The sequence below is a fragment of the Nitrosomonas sp. genome (genome assembly GCF_021731985.1).
Lineage (GTDB): Bacteria > Pseudomonadota > Gammaproteobacteria > Burkholderiales > Nitrosomonadaceae > Nitrosomonas.
Genome location: NZ_JAKFWH010000028.1, coordinates 1 through 15758, shown reverse-complemented (window position 1 = coordinate 15758; position 15758 = coordinate 1). Strand labels below are relative to the sequence as shown.

The 15758-nt window shown below is 47.9% G+C and carries 15 protein-coding genes; 9 read left to right on the top strand and 6 right to left on the bottom strand.

All coding sequences use genetic code 11. From position 1 onward, the window contains the following. Nucleotides 1-57: 57 nt before the first annotated feature. The 4 genes from QZ942_RS03350 to QZ942_RS03335 all read right to left on the bottom strand — a co-directional run bounded on the left by QZ942_RS03350 (nt 58) and on the right by QZ942_RS03335 (nt 2619). Nucleotides 58-282, bottom strand: coding sequence for a (2Fe-2S)-binding protein (locus QZ942_RS03350; protein ID WP_292928349.1), 225 nt, complete (start codon nt 280-282; stop codon nt 58-60). 460 nt (nt 283-742) lie between these two features. Beyond that, complete coding sequence (locus QZ942_RS03345; protein ID WP_292993249.1) at nt 743-1162, bottom strand: biopolymer transporter ExbD; 420 nt, start codon at nt 1160-1162, stop codon at nt 743-745. Further along, nucleotides 1162-1920 carry a MotA/TolQ/ExbB proton channel family protein gene (locus QZ942_RS03340; RefSeq protein ID WP_292993247.1) on the bottom strand — a complete coding sequence of 253 codons (759 nt, stop codon included), beginning with the start codon at nt 1918-1920 and terminating at the stop codon, nt 1162-1164. The genes QZ942_RS03345 and QZ942_RS03340 overlap by 1 nt, the downstream gene beginning before the upstream one ends. 3 nt (nt 1921-1923) lie before the next feature. Continuing rightward, on the bottom strand, nt 1924-2619 hold the full coding sequence (locus QZ942_RS03335) for an energy transducer TonB (protein WP_292993245.1): 696 nt from the start codon (nt 2617-2619) through the stop codon (nt 1924-1926). 299 nt (nt 2620-2918) lie between these two features. Here QZ942_RS03335 and QZ942_RS03330 point away from each other — a divergent pair, with 299 nt between their 5' ends. The 7 genes from QZ942_RS03330 (at nt 2919) to QZ942_RS03300 (ending at nt 11343) form a co-directional block, all read left to right on the top strand. Then, nucleotides 2919-3335, top strand: coding sequence for an RDD family protein (locus QZ942_RS03330; RefSeq protein WP_292993244.1), 417 nt, complete (start codon nt 2919-2921; stop codon nt 3333-3335). A gap of 218 nt (nt 3336-3553) precedes the next feature. After that, nucleotides 3554-4486: a GGDEF domain-containing protein gene (locus QZ942_RS03325; protein WP_292993242.1), complete on the top strand. Its 933-nt coding sequence runs from the start codon at nt 3554-3556 to the stop codon at nt 4484-4486. A 341-nt stretch (nt 4487-4827) separates the two neighbouring features. Next, complete coding sequence (locus QZ942_RS03320) at nt 4828-7122, top strand: DNA translocase FtsK (protein ID WP_292993240.1); 2295 nt, start codon at nt 4828-4830, stop codon at nt 7120-7122. Nucleotides 7123-7178: 56 nt separating this feature from the next. Continuing rightward, on the top strand, nt 7179-7805 hold the full coding sequence (lolA, locus tag QZ942_RS03315; protein WP_292993239.1) for an outer membrane lipoprotein chaperone LolA: 627 nt from the start codon (nt 7179-7181) through the stop codon (nt 7803-7805). Next, nucleotides 7783-9117: a replication-associated recombination protein A gene (locus tag QZ942_RS03310; RefSeq protein WP_292993237.1), complete on the top strand. Its 1335-nt coding sequence runs from the start codon at nt 7783-7785 to the stop codon at nt 9115-9117. The genes lolA and QZ942_RS03310 overlap by 23 nt, the downstream gene beginning before the upstream one ends. Nucleotides 9118-9302: 185 nt before the next feature. Continuing rightward, nucleotides 9303-10619 carry a serine--tRNA ligase gene (serS, locus tag QZ942_RS03305; RefSeq protein ID WP_292993235.1) on the top strand — a complete coding sequence of 439 codons (1317 nt, stop codon included), beginning with the start codon at nt 9303-9305 and terminating at the stop codon, nt 10617-10619. A 40-nt stretch (nt 10620-10659) separates the two neighbouring features. Further along, nucleotides 10660-11343, top strand: a complete 684-nt coding sequence (locus QZ942_RS03300) for a DUF6781 family protein (RefSeq protein ID WP_292993234.1) — start codon at nt 10660-10662, stop codon at nt 11341-11343. Between the two features lie 10 nt (nt 11344-11353). Here the strand turns inward: QZ942_RS03300 and QZ942_RS03295 are convergent, their stop codons facing one another. Beyond that, on the bottom strand, nt 11354-12241 hold the full coding sequence (locus QZ942_RS03295; RefSeq protein ID WP_292993232.1) for a recombination-associated protein RdgC: 888 nt from the start codon (nt 12239-12241) through the stop codon (nt 11354-11356). 43 nt (nt 12242-12284) lie between these two features. Here QZ942_RS03295 and QZ942_RS03290 point away from each other — a divergent pair, with 43 nt between their 5' ends. Then, a complete protein-coding gene (locus QZ942_RS03290) occupies nt 12285-12623 on the top strand; it encodes a DUF2007 domain-containing protein (RefSeq protein ID WP_292993231.1) in 339 nt (112 codons plus the stop codon). A 76-nt stretch (nt 12624-12699) separates the two neighbouring features. Continuing rightward, on the top strand, nt 12700-14925 hold the full coding sequence (locus QZ942_RS03285) for a Tex family protein (protein WP_292993230.1): 2226 nt from the start codon (nt 12700-12702) through the stop codon (nt 14923-14925). Between the two features lie 38 nt (nt 14926-14963). Here QZ942_RS03285 and QZ942_RS03280 read toward each other — a convergent pair whose 3' ends face one another. After that, nucleotides 14964-15701 carry a tetratricopeptide repeat protein gene (locus QZ942_RS03280; protein WP_292993229.1) on the bottom strand — a complete coding sequence of 246 codons (738 nt, stop codon included), beginning with the start codon at nt 15699-15701 and terminating at the stop codon, nt 14964-14966. Between the last annotated feature and the right edge of the window lie 57 nt (nt 15702-15758).

Genomic DNA, 15758 nt, shown 5'->3' with positions numbered 1-15758 from the left:
AAAGTCAACGGCGGTCGTCAATAAAAGAAAAACCATTACCGCTACTGCTTCTCCTTTTCAAACTGCAGTTCCACACATACACGTTGACTGGGGAATAAAATCCTGTAATTGGGATTTTTGTACCAATGTCTGATCCAATACCTGCTTAGCATGACATGCACAAATACCGCACTGCTCAGCAACTCCCAGAGAAGCCTTCAAATCTCTCATTCGATCGGCCCCCTGATAGATCGCTTCACGTAATGCGCTTTCTGTTATTCCCCTGCATACACATACATACATATTAAATACCTTGAGATCTGTATTCGAAATAAATTTATTGTTTATAAAACAAAAACCAAAGAATTATTACTAATGAGAATGATTCGTAATTATACCAGAATCTTTATAAAAAGCAAATCCCACACTCAACTCTAAATAAAATTTATAGCACTCGAAGTACTGTTATTGCACCACGCCGCAACACGAATAGAAGCCTGATAGAGATTAGGAATAGCTATTCCCAGGGCAGAATTGGATAAATCGGGAAATATGCAAAAACTACAAAAAGTAGTGAATAGTTTAGGTTTAGCGCGAGTAACTGGTAAAAAAGTAGTAGCAATATCAGATTAAAAGCTTGCCAAACTCGAGATTGATCTCGTACATCTGATATTTCATTTTCCCCTACTAAGCTTCATAGAACAAAATTCTTTACTGCTACATCCCTTTCTGAAGAAGACTTAGGACTAAACCTCGATCGTTCTTATTGTTCCGAAGGATCCGTAATAAAACCGATTCTTGCCATACCGGCTTTGGCTGCAATGCTCATCACCCGTGCGACATGCTCATAATGTGCCAGCTTATCCGCACGAATATGTAATTCTGTTTTAGGTGCCTGAGTCACTTTCTCAGCAAAGCGCGGCGCCAGATGCTCCAATGTTACGGGCTCACCGTTCCAGAAAAGACTACCATCTGCACGGATAGCCAACTCGACATGCTCAGGCTGAGTAATATTGGGAGCACTCTCTGCCTTAGGCAGATCAATTTTCACTGAATGCGTAAGAAGCGGCGCTGTTATAATAAAAATGATTAACAATACCAGCATGACGTCCACCAATGGCACCACATTGATTTCTGCCATGGGCGCCTGACGCCCGCTACCCTGCATGCTGCCAAATCCCATTATTGCCCCCTTTCAACTGCGACATCCGTCATTTCTGTGACAGCCGCCGACGGTGTTTGCAGTAAAGAAGCCGGTGCATCATTGTTATCACCCACAGTAATTAGCGTGAACAGATCATGTGCAAAAGCTTCCAGGCGTGCAAGCCAAATACGATTTCGGCGCACAAAAGCGTTATAGGCAAGCACTGCCGGTATAGCCACTGCCAACCCTAATGCTGTCATGATTAATGCTTCACCAACAGGACCGGCCACTTTATCCAAGGTGCCCTGACCTGAAAGTCCAATCTGTATCAATGCATGATAAATTCCCCATACCGTTCCGAACAAGCCAATATAAGGTGCTGCCGAACCTGCGGATGCAATCAGAGTCAGGCCATTTTCAACACGGGTAGCTTCCTGATCAATTCCATTCCGCAATGTACGTGTAAGAAACTCACTGGTACCACCAGCGGCTGCCAATTTGTGTGAGCTGTGAATCTTGGAATCAGCCGCAGCATCAATACCCAGCTTAGCAAGCTCTGCAAACGCATTATTCGGGGCAGCATTCTTAAACTCCACATTAACCGCTTGCAGGGAATCAAAACTCCAGAAATGTTTTAGGAAAGCTTCGGCACGGCGTTTTGCAATAAGATTAGCGATACTTTTTGTGATGATTAAATACCAGCTCGCAACTGAAAGCGATAACAGCAGCACCAGTACACTGATACCAACGCCATCGATTTGGGCGAGAAAGTTAGAAAAACCGAGTCCTTTTTCCATTGGTTAATTTCCTTGCAGTACAAAATTAAAAGGTTGTAAGGCAACAGCGCGAACCGGCTGGCCATTCCGCAGCGATGGATTACATTGCCAGCTTTTCACCGCGGTTAATGCGGCTGCATCAAGACGTTCATAACCACTGCTATTAATAACTTTTGCCTCATCAATATGCCCAGTTTCATCCAATTCCACGCGCAATATCAATTTACCCTCTTCGCCCATACGCCGTGAAATGGCAGGATAATCCGGTGCGGTCAATTTAGGGCAAGAAACAGACAATTCCGATGACAACGTAACCGGTCCTGTTTGCATTTGTGCTGGCGGTGCCTCAGTCACAGGTTTGGATTCTTTTGCTTGCTCCACTACTGGCTCTGGCAGAGATTCAACTTGTTTCTGCTCAGATGCCACAGGCGACTTTGTTATGAGACGCTCTTGTATTGGCTTAACCACGGGTTTTTTTGCCGGTTGAAGTTTAGCGGGTGCAGGTTCTGGCAAGGCTTTAGGTACAGCATTAGGCGGTGATGATGCAATCAATTCGGCAAATAATGTAACCACTTGTTCAGGCGGTGGAATTAAACGCTGATTCCATAGAAAATAAAATAACGCGGCATGCACTATGAGTACAAACAAGAATCCGGGTAATGAGATCAAACGTTGCTGCGACCCTAAGTACTCAATATTTTTCCGAGATAATGATTGCATTACAGAATAACAAATCCAGACAAATTGCTTACTTACTTGATCTAAAATAGGTTGGATGCCAGTGATTTTGCTTTTTGTTTATGAACGCTAAATTACAGCCCCGCCATATGTTGTTATAATATACGTATAAATTCAGATTATGCTTATCAAGCTAATATAATAACGCAAACGATAATAATTATCAATCACTGAAACTTATACTGAATTATTTTTAGCATACAATATCTGTTAATTCCCCAGTAATTTCTATTGGGCTATCACGTCCACAACGTCATCAATTTTATCGATTCAAGTCAAATATGGTCAACTCAACACCCGGTTTCTGGCGGCGAATAATCTGCATGATTTATGAGTTTCTTCTTTTATTGGCCGTTTTATTTCTCGCCAGTTTTATTTTCCACCTGATTTTCAGCGATACACAAGCCACATACTTTAGGCCATTGTTTCAGTTCTATCTGCTCGTTATTATGGGATACTACTTTTCTTGGTACTGGACACATGGCGGGCAAACGCTGGCCATGCAAACCTGGAAGATGCGCCTTGTCGCCGCAGATGGCAACAGCTTAACGAAAAAACAGGCCCTCACACGATACCTGTTTGCATTGATAGGTATTTTCTTTTTTGGTTTTGGAATTATCTGGGCGCTATTTGATCGCGATCATCAATTTCTTCATGACCGGTTGGCAGGGACCCGCATCATTAAAAAAGAAAATTAGAATTAACGAAAATTTCACACTTTCAAGGATTGTCATTAAATCTCATCTACCCACCTAATCAGTGCACAGAATTTCAAACTTTGTTTTTAAGAAACAATGTACAATGGACAGATTGTTATAATTTTACCAACGTGCTAATTTGCGTATAAAGATTAGGTTCCGTAATCCGTGAAATATAAACACAAACCACACTTTCATACAGATATTCACTCAAACAGATGCGTAGCCAAATTCTCTCAGCAACCGCCAATCTGAAACTTTTATTCAGAGAATGTGCAATTCAGGCTAATAGTTTAATTATCTTAATTGCAACACTCTCTATTTTGATAATTGACTTACAACTGCCATTGGGTGTCGCGGCCGGCGTACCCTATGCATTAGTCATATTTGCCAGCCTGTGGGTGTGTGGAATTCAATTTACCTACTTCATTGCTGCATTGGGAATTATATTCACAATAATCGGCTTCTATTTATCGCCTGGCATTGCAGTACCGATGAATATTGTTCTGTTTAACCGGGGAATTACTTTATTATTGATCATCTGCGCCGCAATCATGGTCATCAAGATCAAAAAGGCGAATATTGACATATCCACCTTGATGACTCAGTTACTGATTGACCCGATCACCGGATATAAGAATAGACAAGCGTTTGAGTCTGAATTAGACACTGAGATACTACGCTGCAAACGCTACCATAGAAATCTATCTGTAGCTATTATTGACATTGATCTTTTAAAACTATTTAGTGATAACTATGATTTCAGAAATAAGAATGATTCCATAAGAAGAATCTCCCAGGAGATTAAAACCGATATCCGGACATCCGATATTTTCTACCGTATAGATATTAATGTATTCGCTATTTTATTTCCTGAAACAGAATTAACCGAAGCGAAAGAAGTATGTGAAGCCATTCGCAAAAAAATTTCTGCCAAGATAGATAAAAACACAGAAAACAAAATCACAATAAGTATCGGTATCGCTATGCTGAGTGAGGCTGATAAAAGAATAAATTTATGTAAACGAGCAGAAGATGCGTTATTTAATTCAAAACGTAACGGAGGGAATTTTGTTTCAACCTTGCCTGAAGTTGCCAATAAAGACAAACCCCACGTAGCTGCTATCTTATCGCGATCAAGAACTAATTGATTAAATTTTGAGATTTTTCTCAAACAATTCCACTTTCAGAGTTGCAACCAAGACAGACGCTGTCTTGATCGACTCTACTCAGATACCTCAAATTTCAACAACAAAATGCATTTACCATTGCATTATAGTCCGTTGAGAGCCGTATTCGAGGCAGCCGGCGCGAGGAAAAAACCGGCGAGAAAGCGCAGTTTATGTGTGACAAATGAGCACTTTGAGCCTACTTTTAATACCGCAGCGGCAACGCAGATAGTTTTTCAACAGCCTATTAGAGAAATTACTTCAGATTCTCTTATATAATTTAGTGTATCAGACAGACAAAACCTTTCGTTTCTGAGATACCCATGAGTTTAATAAATAAACCAATGGCCAAGAAAAGCGGTCATTCCTTCTCACCCAGAGTAGCCCGATTATTGCGTGAATCCGGTTGGTTGATCCTAGTGGGTGCCGCGCTTTATCTCATATTGATTTTTTTTAGTTATGATCGCGGTGATGCAGGTTGGTCACATAGCGGCGATTCCAATCAAATTCAGAATGCGGGCGGACATGTTGGCGCCTGGCTGGCTGATTTTCTGCTGTACCTGTTTGGTGCATCCGCATGGTGGTGGGTCGCATTCTTTCTCTCAGCCGTTAGCTGGAGCTACCATCGCATTGATACCGCCGGAATTTTTGACCGGCACTCTCTGTTACTCTCAGCGGGAGGGTTTTTACTGTTGCTCTCAGCCAGTAGCGGATTGGAGTCGCTCAGGTTTTACACCATCGGTGTTTCGCTACCGCTGGTGCCAGGTGGTATGCTGGGCAGTACAATCAGCCATCATCTCTCGCAAATACTTGGTTTTACTGGTGCAACACTGACATTATTAATACTCATCGCAATCGGTTTCAGTCAATTTACCGGCCTATCCTGGGTACGTTTTGTAGAAAAAATCGGTGAAAGCATTGAGAATCTCTTATTACTGACAAAAGAACTGTGGGAAACAAGAAAAGACAAATTTGCAGGCATTGTTGCATCACACGTCCGCGAAAAAGTCGTCGAGAATGAAAAGAAACGCATAGAAAGCAGCCCGCTCCTGCATATTGAGCCACCCACTACGAATATTATTAAATCGCAACGTATTATCAAAGAAAGGCAGCCCTCTCTGTTTTCTGACTTACCCGATTCGCCTTTACCACCTCTGCATCTTCTGGATGAGCCGGAAAAAGACTTTGAAGTGCTATCCAAGGAAACCATTGAATTCACATCGCGTTTAATCGAACGAAAACTCAAGGAATTTGGCGTGGATGTCAAAGTAGTCGCCGCTTTCCCTGGGCCAGTTATTACACGCTATGAGATTGAGCCGGCGGTCGGCGTCAAAGGCAATCAGGTTATTAATTTAATTAAAGATTTGGCACGTGCATTATCTGTTGCCAGTATCCGGGTGGTCGAAACCATTCCGGGCAAAACCAGTATGGGACTGGAAATTCCCAATCCCAAGCGGCAAATTGTGCGACTGCAGGAAATCCTCAGTTCACAAGTCTATGCCGATTCCGCTTCACCACTGACCATTGCGTTAGGTAAAGATATCAGCGGCCGCCCGGTCGTATCGGATCTGGCAAAAATGCCTCATGCGCTGGTAGCCGGAACAACCGGTTCAGGAAAATCAGTCGCGATTAATGCAGTCATTCTAAGCCTGGTCTATAAAACCACTCCCGATCAAACCCGCCTGATCCTGATCGACCCGAAAATGCTGGAATTATCCGTGTATGAAGGCATTCCGCATTTGCTAACGCCCGTTGTAACTGACATGCGCGAAGCCGCCAGCGCGCTACGCTGGTGTGTCAACGAAATGGAACGGCGCTACAAGCTGATGTCAGCGCTCGGTGTCCGCAATCTCGGCGGCTACAACCAGAAAATTCGTGACGCAGCTAAAAATGAAGAGCCTGTAATTGACCCATTTGCGCCGCCAGAAGCACCGGAGTACCTGGAAGAATTACCGCTCATAGTCGTGGTGATTGATGAATTAGCCGATTTGATGATGGTCGCGGGTAAAAAGGTTGAGCATCTGATTGCCCGGCTTGCACAAAAAGCACGGGCATCCGGCATACATCTTTTATTGGCAACGCAACGCCCTTCGGTCGATGTGATTACCGGCCTGATCAAAGCCAATATTCCGACCCGGATTGCCTTTCAAGTATCCAGTAAAATTGACTCACGCACCATTCTCGATCAAATGGGTGCTGAGGCGCTGCTGGGCCAAGGGGACATGCTGTATTTACCGCCGGGTAGCGGCTACCCGCAACGCATTCACGGCGCTTTTGTTGCCGATCACGAAGTACACAGAGTCGTTGAGTATCTGAAAGAACATGGCGAACCAAACTACATCGAAGATATTTTAAAGATTGATGACGAAGAAAGCGATGCCGGTAACTCGCTTGATATCAAAAAGCCGGCAGAGGGTGAAGCAGATCCACTCTACGACGAGGCCGTCGCCATCGTCATCAAAACCCGCCGCGCTTCGATTTCTTTGGTGCAAAGGAATTTGCGTATCGGCTATAATCGCGCAGCGCGGCTTATCGAAGAAATGGAGCGCACCGGTTTGGTTTCGTCTATGCAAAGCAACGGCAACCGGGAAGTATTGGCTCCCGCACGCGGCGAGTGATCCAATTCTCGGCTACCATGCTTAGTACCCCCCGACAACCTCACGACAGGAACATTATGGTTCGTTCAAGCTGTGCTATTTTTTTATTGTTATTCGGCAGCCAGATGTCGCTATACGTTGAAGCGGCCGCCATCGACAGTCTAAAAAGCTTCATCAAGGAAACCCGTACGGTACGCGCAAATTTTTCACAAACGCTGTATGACAAAAACGCCCGTACCATACAGGAATCAAACGGTACCATGCAATTTGAACGCCCGGAGAAATTCCGCTGGACGTATGATAAACCGTATGAGCAACTCATCGTAGGCGACGGCACTCAGGTTTGGTTTTACGATCGCGACCTCAATCAAGTCACCATACGGCAATTCAATATTGCGATCGGTAGTAGTCCGGCTGCGCTCCTTGCTGGTAGCAGCACCATCGAAGATAATTTCGAGCTGATTGAACTCGGCCTGCAAAATCAGATTGAATGGCTTGAAGCCATCCCCAAAAGCAAAGAAAGCGCTTTTGAGTTTATCCAAATGGGATTTTCACCGGAAGGCGCACTCAAGATTATGGCGTTACGCGATAGTTTTGGTCAAACCACATTACTGGTATTCTCAGATCTGGACAAGAATCCCAATTTACCGGCCGATTTATTTAAATTCATACCTCCTGACAATGCAGATGTCATCAGCGAGTGATACCGATCTGTTTTCACCCAACAAACCCAAAGCGCCCCTCGCCGAACAGTTACGCCCCAAGCATCTGAACGATGTCATCGGGCAAAGCCACCTGCTCGGTGCCGGGAAGCCTTTGCGCTTGGCTTTCGAATCGGGAAAACCGCATTCGATGATTTTATGGGGTCCGCCGGGAACAGGAAAAACCACGCTGGCACGCATCATGTCAACCGAATTCAACAGCGAATTCATTGCCTTGTCTGCTGTACTCTCCGGCATAAAAGATATTCGCAACGCGATTGAACAAGCCCAATTAGTATTACAACAAAGCGAGCGGCATACCATTCTTTTCGTCGACGAAGTACATCGTTTTAACAAATCACAACAAGATGCATTCTTGCCGTACGTTGAACAAGGCCTGATCACTTTTATCGGCGCCACGACCGAGAATCCCTCATTTGAAGTGAATAACGCATTATTGTCGCGCGCTCAGGTTTACGTTCTCAATGCCTTATCCGGAGAAGAACTGTCTCAGCTATTTGATCGAGCACAGAAACTGGCACTCGGTAATCTGCAATTCTCGGACGAAGCGCGACATCTCTTGATCGAGTTCTCCGATGGCGATGCGCGACGTTTGCTGAATCTGCTGGAACAGATCAGCACGGTTGCTGAAACTGAGACCATTTCAGAAATCAGCAAAGACATTGTCCTCAATGCACTGTCACGCAATACGCGCAACTTTGACAACGGCGGTGATGCGTTTTACGACCAGATATCCGCCTTACACAAATCCATTCGCGGATCTTCCCCCGACGCGGCACTCTATTGGTTGTGCCGCATGCTCGATGGCGGAACCGACGCCTTGTATATCGGGAGGCGTTTGGTTCGCATGGCAACCGAAGACATTGGCCTGGCAGATCCCCGCGCTTTGCGCCTGGCGTTAGATGCTTGCGAGACTTATGAACGGCTGGGCAGCCCGGAAGGCGAACTGGCATTGGCGCAAGCAGCCTTGTATCTTGCTTGCGCGCCCAAAAGTAACGCGGCCTATTTAGCCTACAATAAAGCACGTGCCTTTATTGCCCATGACAAATCACGCTCTGTTCCCATCCATCTGCGCAATGCGCCAACCCAACTGATGAAAGAAATCGGTCATGGAAACGCATACCGTTATGCGCATGATTGCCCGGAAGCGTATGCGGCGGGAGAAAATTACTTCCCGGATGAAATGCCGGAGGTCAGTTTCTATCAGCCAACAGCTTACGGATTAGAGCAAAAAATACAGGAAAAACTGACTTATTTGCGCAATCTGGATAAGCAAGCTAAGCATAAAATATAAAGGGCATCTCTAGAAATCCAAATTTCGTCACAACACTTTGCTGCTCGCAAAAAATGCTTCCTTACATATCATGCATATGCTGCGTAACCATTTTTTGCTCGTGCCTCGTGTTGTTTAGAACTTTGAATTTTTAGAGGTACCCTAAAAATCATTTCAATCTACACTGGCTATTTTGGAGTTTTTGCATGTTAGAGATTCAACAACTACGGACTGATCTGGATACTGTCACCCGGCAGCTTGCCAAAAGAGGTTATGCCTTTCCAACCGAAGCATTTAATGCCTTAGAGGCGGAACGCAAAACCATTCAGACCCAGACTCAGGAGCTGCAAGCACAGCGCAATGCGGCATCGAAAAAAATAGGTAATGCCAAGAGTAAAGGGGAAGATGTCTCGGCCATAATGGCCGAAGTGGCGCATTTGGGTGACGCATTGAAGCAAGCCGAGACACAATTGGAGCAAATTCAGAACAGCTTGCAGAAAATATTGCTCGAAGTCCCTAACCTGCCTCACGACAGCGTGCCGGAAGGAAAAAATGAAGAACACAATCAGCAGATTCGCCGCTGGGGCGAGCCGCGGCAATTTGATTTTGCCATCAAAGATCATGTCAGCATCGGTGAAGGACTAGGACTATTGGATTTTGAGACAGCTGCAAAACTCAGTGGCGCGCGCTTCAGCCTGATGAAAGGGGGACTTGCCCGCCTACACCGTGCACTCGCTCAATTCATGCTGGATACCCATACGCAGGAACACGGTTACATGGAAGCGTATGTACCCTATCTGGTTAATCGGGAGAGTTTACGCGGCACAGGGCAACTGCCTAAATTTGAAGAAGATTTGTTTGCCGTCAATGCAGGCGGCGCAGAAAATAGTACCGCGAACAACTCGCCCGCATTTCATCTCATCCCAACTGCAGAAGTACCCATTACCAATATGGTGCGTGATGAAATCGTACCACTGCAATCCCTACCGCTAAAATATGTCGCACATACACCGTGTTTTCGTTCCGAGGCAGGGAGCTATGGCAGGGATACGCGCGGACTGATCCGCCAGCACCAATTTGACAAGGTTGAGCTGGTGCACATTGTTCACCCCGATCAATCCTACGCCGCATTGGAACAACTGGTCGGTCATGCGGAAAAGATTTTACAGAAATTGGTGCTCCCTTATCGCGTGATGGCGCTGTGCACCGGTGACATGGGCTTTTCGGCAGCGAAAACATACGATATTGAAGTCTGGCTGCCGGCACAAAATACTTACCGGGAAATCTCCTCATGCAGCAACTGTGAAGCATTCCAGGCACGGCGCATGCAAGCACGCTTCCGTAATGAAAATGGAAAACCTGCACTGCTGCATACATTAAACGGTTCCGGGCTCGCCGTGGGGCGCACTCTGGTGGCAGTGTTGGAAAACTATCAGAATGCGGATGGCAGTGTCTCCATCCCGGAAGTTTTGCGCCCTTATATGAATAGCCTTGACCAACTCGGGAGAACCGGAGGAGAATGAAGAACGAAGTATCTTTTAATATTTTATAGGGTTCATCATCATGCACAATGAAAATACCAGTAAGCCAAACAACAGTGATATGGAAGCATTAGAAGCGGAAGTTCGTGAGGCCGTAGCCAATGGTTCACATATTCAAGATACCGTACACCGTTTAACGCTGAGAGCCATGAACGCGCAACGTATTGACCTGGACTCCTTGCAGCGGATCATCACTGCCGTCATGCAAGGCGCGCACGACGGTGCTTCGCAACAATTGCAGCAGGCAACCAATCAGGCGCATGCTGCAAAAACACAAATCACTGAAGCAGTCTCTGGATTGGATTCAGCGCTGGCAAAATTTGCCGAAGCTTCCAAGCTCGCCATAGAAGAAGCGGCAGGGCAGGCAAAAAAATTCTCTGATACAGAATTGGCGCGTACCCGTTCTGATCTGGAAAGTTTGGAAAGCCTGTTCCTGGAAACTCTGCATCACACCGCCACAGCCGCACAAGGGCTAATTGCCGATGTCCTGCTCGATATAAGCCACCATGCCAAAAATACTGGAACTAATGTGGGTTCGCAATTGAAAGAGACATTGGCCACTTTTGCGCAGCAAATCGCTTCGGTTGGACATTCTCAAGTGGAAGTCGGTGCCAGCCTGGCACAAAAAACCGCTGATTTTGTGAGCAAATCTGCGAACGGCGTGTTATCGGGAATCAAGGATCAATCCAAAACCGGCAAACACTAGACCAGCCGGTTTAACCGCGGTCTTCGCCGCCCAATGCATCGATGACGTCGGTGATGAGCTGGCTCAATTCACCTGTCATAATGGCAAAGTCACTGGCAAATAATTCTTCATCCGATTCGGTGGATTCTTTCAGGATATCCAAAGGTGTAATCCGCCGAAGTTGAAGATTGTCCTGCAAAACAAATGAAACTTTGCTGTTCCAAGTCATGGCCAGCTTAATCACCCGCTTTCCTGCGCGGATATGCCGCGTTGTTTCTTCGGCTTCCAAAACATGGCGGGTATATTTGACCGTTGCTTTCTCATCACTCATGCCTTGCAGTTCACAATCGCGATCAATCGTCAAAATGGATGGCAGGTCATCACCGGACAACCACCGCGTCATGGCCGAAGCAGGCGAAATTTGCGTATCCAGCGGCTCCAAAGCCAGATCATTCACTGATTTCAGCAGTACCTCAACAAATTCATCGGCTTTGTTGGGACTCGCCGTATCGATAACCAGCCGGTTATTGATGCCGTCAATCCAGGCATACGTCTTGTGCCGTTGTGTAAAGGCACGCGGCAACAACTCGATAATCGTTGCTTCCTTAATGTCTCTAACCTGTTTCTTGCCCGGTTTGTAGCCTTGCATTTGTTCAATTTGCGCAAGCCGGGATTTGGCATGTTGATTGATCACCCCGGCCGGCAATAATTTCTTTTCGACTCCCAATGCAACCAGCCACTGCTGGCCATAAGCATGCACAAAACTCTCTTTTTCCTCGCGCGGCACGACCCAGCCACGGCTTTGCATCTCCATTTGCATGCAGGATTGCAAGGCACGCTGCGAAAGTGCCTCCTCGAGACTATTCAGTGTTATATTTCCGCTGGCGATACGATATGCTTGTAAGTTTCTAAACCACATAATTTTACTCAATTAATCGATTGTATTTAGCAATTCTCATTGCATGAAAAAAGTTTACTCTGCCAACAATTTGATGGAAGCACAGATAGTACTTGATCTGCTCGAACACGCCTATATTCCGGCGCAATTATTTAACCAACACGCGCAAAGCGGCATGGGGGAAATACCCTTCACGCATGCCTACCCGGAAGTTTGGGTGATGCGTGACGAAGATTATGAGCGTGGCAAACTTGTGATTGAAGCCTACGAGAAAGCTCCGGTGGCGACAGGAACCGTACACTGCCCAGCTTGCGGTGAGGAAAATCCGGCGAATTTTCAGTTGTGCTGGAAATGCGGTTCCGGTCTGGAAATTGTTCTACACCCAACCAACGTGCCCGAGTAATGGTTACAATCCGGTTGCGCTAACTAGTAACGCAATCGCCTACTTTCATTCTAATTACCCATAAATATACCCATCCATGCTGCCATCGATAGAACAACGCCTCGCTATAGAACTCGCCGTAAAACTGACCCAAATTCTATCCACCGTTCAGTTATTGGACGAAGGCGCCACCGTGCCTTTTATCGCCCGCTATCGCAAAGAAGCCACCGGTGGACTGGATGACGTGCAACTGCGCTTACTGGAAGAACGCTTGCACAGTTTGCGCGAACTGGAAAAAAGGCGGCTTGCGATCATTTCGGCGATCGAAAAGCAAAACAAAATGACTCCGGAACTGCTCGATGCCATCACGCATACCGAAGACAAAGCCCATCTGGAAGATTTGTATCTGCCGTACCGCAAGAAACGCCGCACCAAGGCGCAAATGGCCCATGAAGCCGGTTTGCAGGCGTTGGCGGATTCATTGCTGAATAACCCGAGGCTCAATCCGGAAACCGAAGCGGCCAAATATCTTAAAGCGCCTTTCACTACCGAGGAAGGCGACAATCCCGGCGTCGCGGATGCTGCTGCCGCTTTGGAAGGCGCGCAGCATATCCTGATGGAACGTTTCGCCGAACAGGCGCCGTTACTCCAGACGCTGCGTGAATACTTGCGCACGCATGGCATCCTGACCGCCAAAGCCGCTAAGGACAAAAAAGACAGCGACACCAAATTCACCGATTACCATGATTATGCGGAGGCGATCAGCAAAATCCCGTCGCATCGCGCGCTGGCCTTGCTGCGCGGTGAGCGCGAAGCGGTTTTGAAGTTAAAGCTGCACTTGGATTCCGAAATCGAAGAAAAAACGCGCACGACCGCGCTCAACCCGTGCGAGTTATTAATTGCCCGGCAATTCAGCATCCACGATCAGAAACGCCCGGCCGATGCCTGGTTGATTGATACGGTTCGCGCGAGCTGGCGCACGAAAATCTTTGCGCATCTGGAAACCGAGTTCATGAGCAATCTGCAGGAACGCGCCGAAACCGAGGCGATTCAGGTGTTTGCACAAAACCTCAAAGCCCTGCTGCTCGCCCCGCCCGCCGGTCCGCGCGTCACCATCGGCCTCGATCCGGGGTTACGCACCGGCGTGAAAGTCGCGGTCGTGGATGCCACCGGAAAAGTATTGGTCACCACTACCATTTATCCGCACCCGCCGAGAAATGACTGGGATTCTGCGCTGCAGACGTTAAAGCAACTGGCCGAGCAACATCAAGCAACGCTGATTGCGATTGGTAACGGTACCGCATTTCGGGAAACCGATCATCTGGCGAAGGATCTGATTAAAAAATACCCGCAACTCAAACTCACTTCGATCATGGTATCCGAAGCCGGTGCTTCGGTGTATTCCGCTTCCGAACTTGCCTCCGAAGAATTGCCGGATCTGGACGTGTCGCTGCGCGGCGCCGTCTCGATTGCGCGCCGGTTGCAAGACCCTCTGGCTGAGCTGGTCAAAATTGACCCCAAATCGATTGGCGTCGGGCAATATCAGCATGATGTCGATCAGAACAAACTGGCGCGGTCACTCGATTCCGTCGTGGAAGACAGCGTCAACGCCATCGGCGTCGATGTGAATACCGCTTCTCCGGCTTTGCTGCGCTATGTCGCCGGTCTCAGCAGCAAAATCGCGCACAATATCGTCACGCTACGCAACGCCAAAGGCAGGTTCGCCAAGCGTACAGACTTGCTGAAAGTCCCCAGCCTGGGTGAAAAAACCTTTGAACAAGCCGCCGGATTCTTGCGCATTGCAAACGGCACGAACCCGCTGGATGCTTCCGCCGTGCACCCGGAATCGTACCCGCTGGTCGAGCAAATCCTCCGTGACGTCAGCCTGGATGTCAGTGGATTGATCGGCAATCAGCCGGTTCTGAAATCCATCCGCCCGGAAAAATACGCGAATGCGCAATTCGGCCTGCTGACCGTCAAAGACATTCTGCACGAACTCGAAAAACCCGGCCGCGACCCTCGCTCCACGTTTAAAACCGCTACCTTTAAGGAAGGCATCGAAACGATGAAGGACTTGCACCCCGGCATGGTGCTCGAAGGCGTGGTCACCAACGTCGCCGCGTTCGGCGCGTTTGTCGACATCGGCGTGCACCAGGATGGGCTCGTTCATATTTCCGCGTTGGCGGACAAGTTTGTCAAGGATCCGCATACGGTTGTCAAGGTAGGGCAAGTGGTTACCGTGAAAGTGCTGGAGGTCGATGAGAAGCGCAAGCGGATTGCGTTAACCATGCGGTTAAGCGATGGCGCAGTGACAAAACATTAGCACCGATTTCCCCGCGATTCACTTCGTGGCGGAAACTATCAGCCTTTATCATCCGGCTCAGATTCAAGCAACCAAGTTAAGTGCGCAGGAACTTGAATGTGCTCATCGCGTATGCGCCGCTTGATAAGTTGCAACTGAGCCCTTATCTCCATTAATCGTTTGGCTTGCTCGGCTGTCGGTTCTGCGCTTTCCCCCAGACGATTCGACAGGTTATTCAGGCTGCTCGCCAGAGCCGGGCCGTACGCGGCGAAGTTGTCTGCTGCCAATTGCTCGTAAATCGCCACCGCGCGCTCAATCGCCGCCAGTCCTTCCGCACGCCGCCCGGCATCACTCAGACGATTCGACAGGTTATTCAGACTCATCGCCAAATCCGGGCCGTACGCGGCAAAGTTGTCTGCTGCCAATTGCTCGTAAATCGCCACCGCGCGCTCAATCGCCGCCAATCCTTCCGCACGCCGCCCGGCATCACTCAGACGAACCGACAGGTTATTCAGGCTCGTCGCCAAATCCGGGCCGTACGCGGCAAAGTTGTCTGCTGCCAATTGCTCATAGATCGCCACCGCGCGCTCAATCGCCGCCAGTCCTTCCGCACGCCGCCCGGCATCACTCAGACGATTCGATAGGTTATTCAGGCTCAACGCCAGAGCCGGACCGTACGCGGCGAAGTTGTCTGCTGCCAATTGCTCGTAAATCGCCACCGCGCGCTCAATCGCCGCCAGTCCTTCCGCACGCCGCCCGGCATCACTCAGACGAACCGACAGGTTATTCAGGCTCATCGCCAGAGCCGGGCCGTACGCGGCGAAGTTGTCTGCTGCCAATTGCTCGTAAATCGC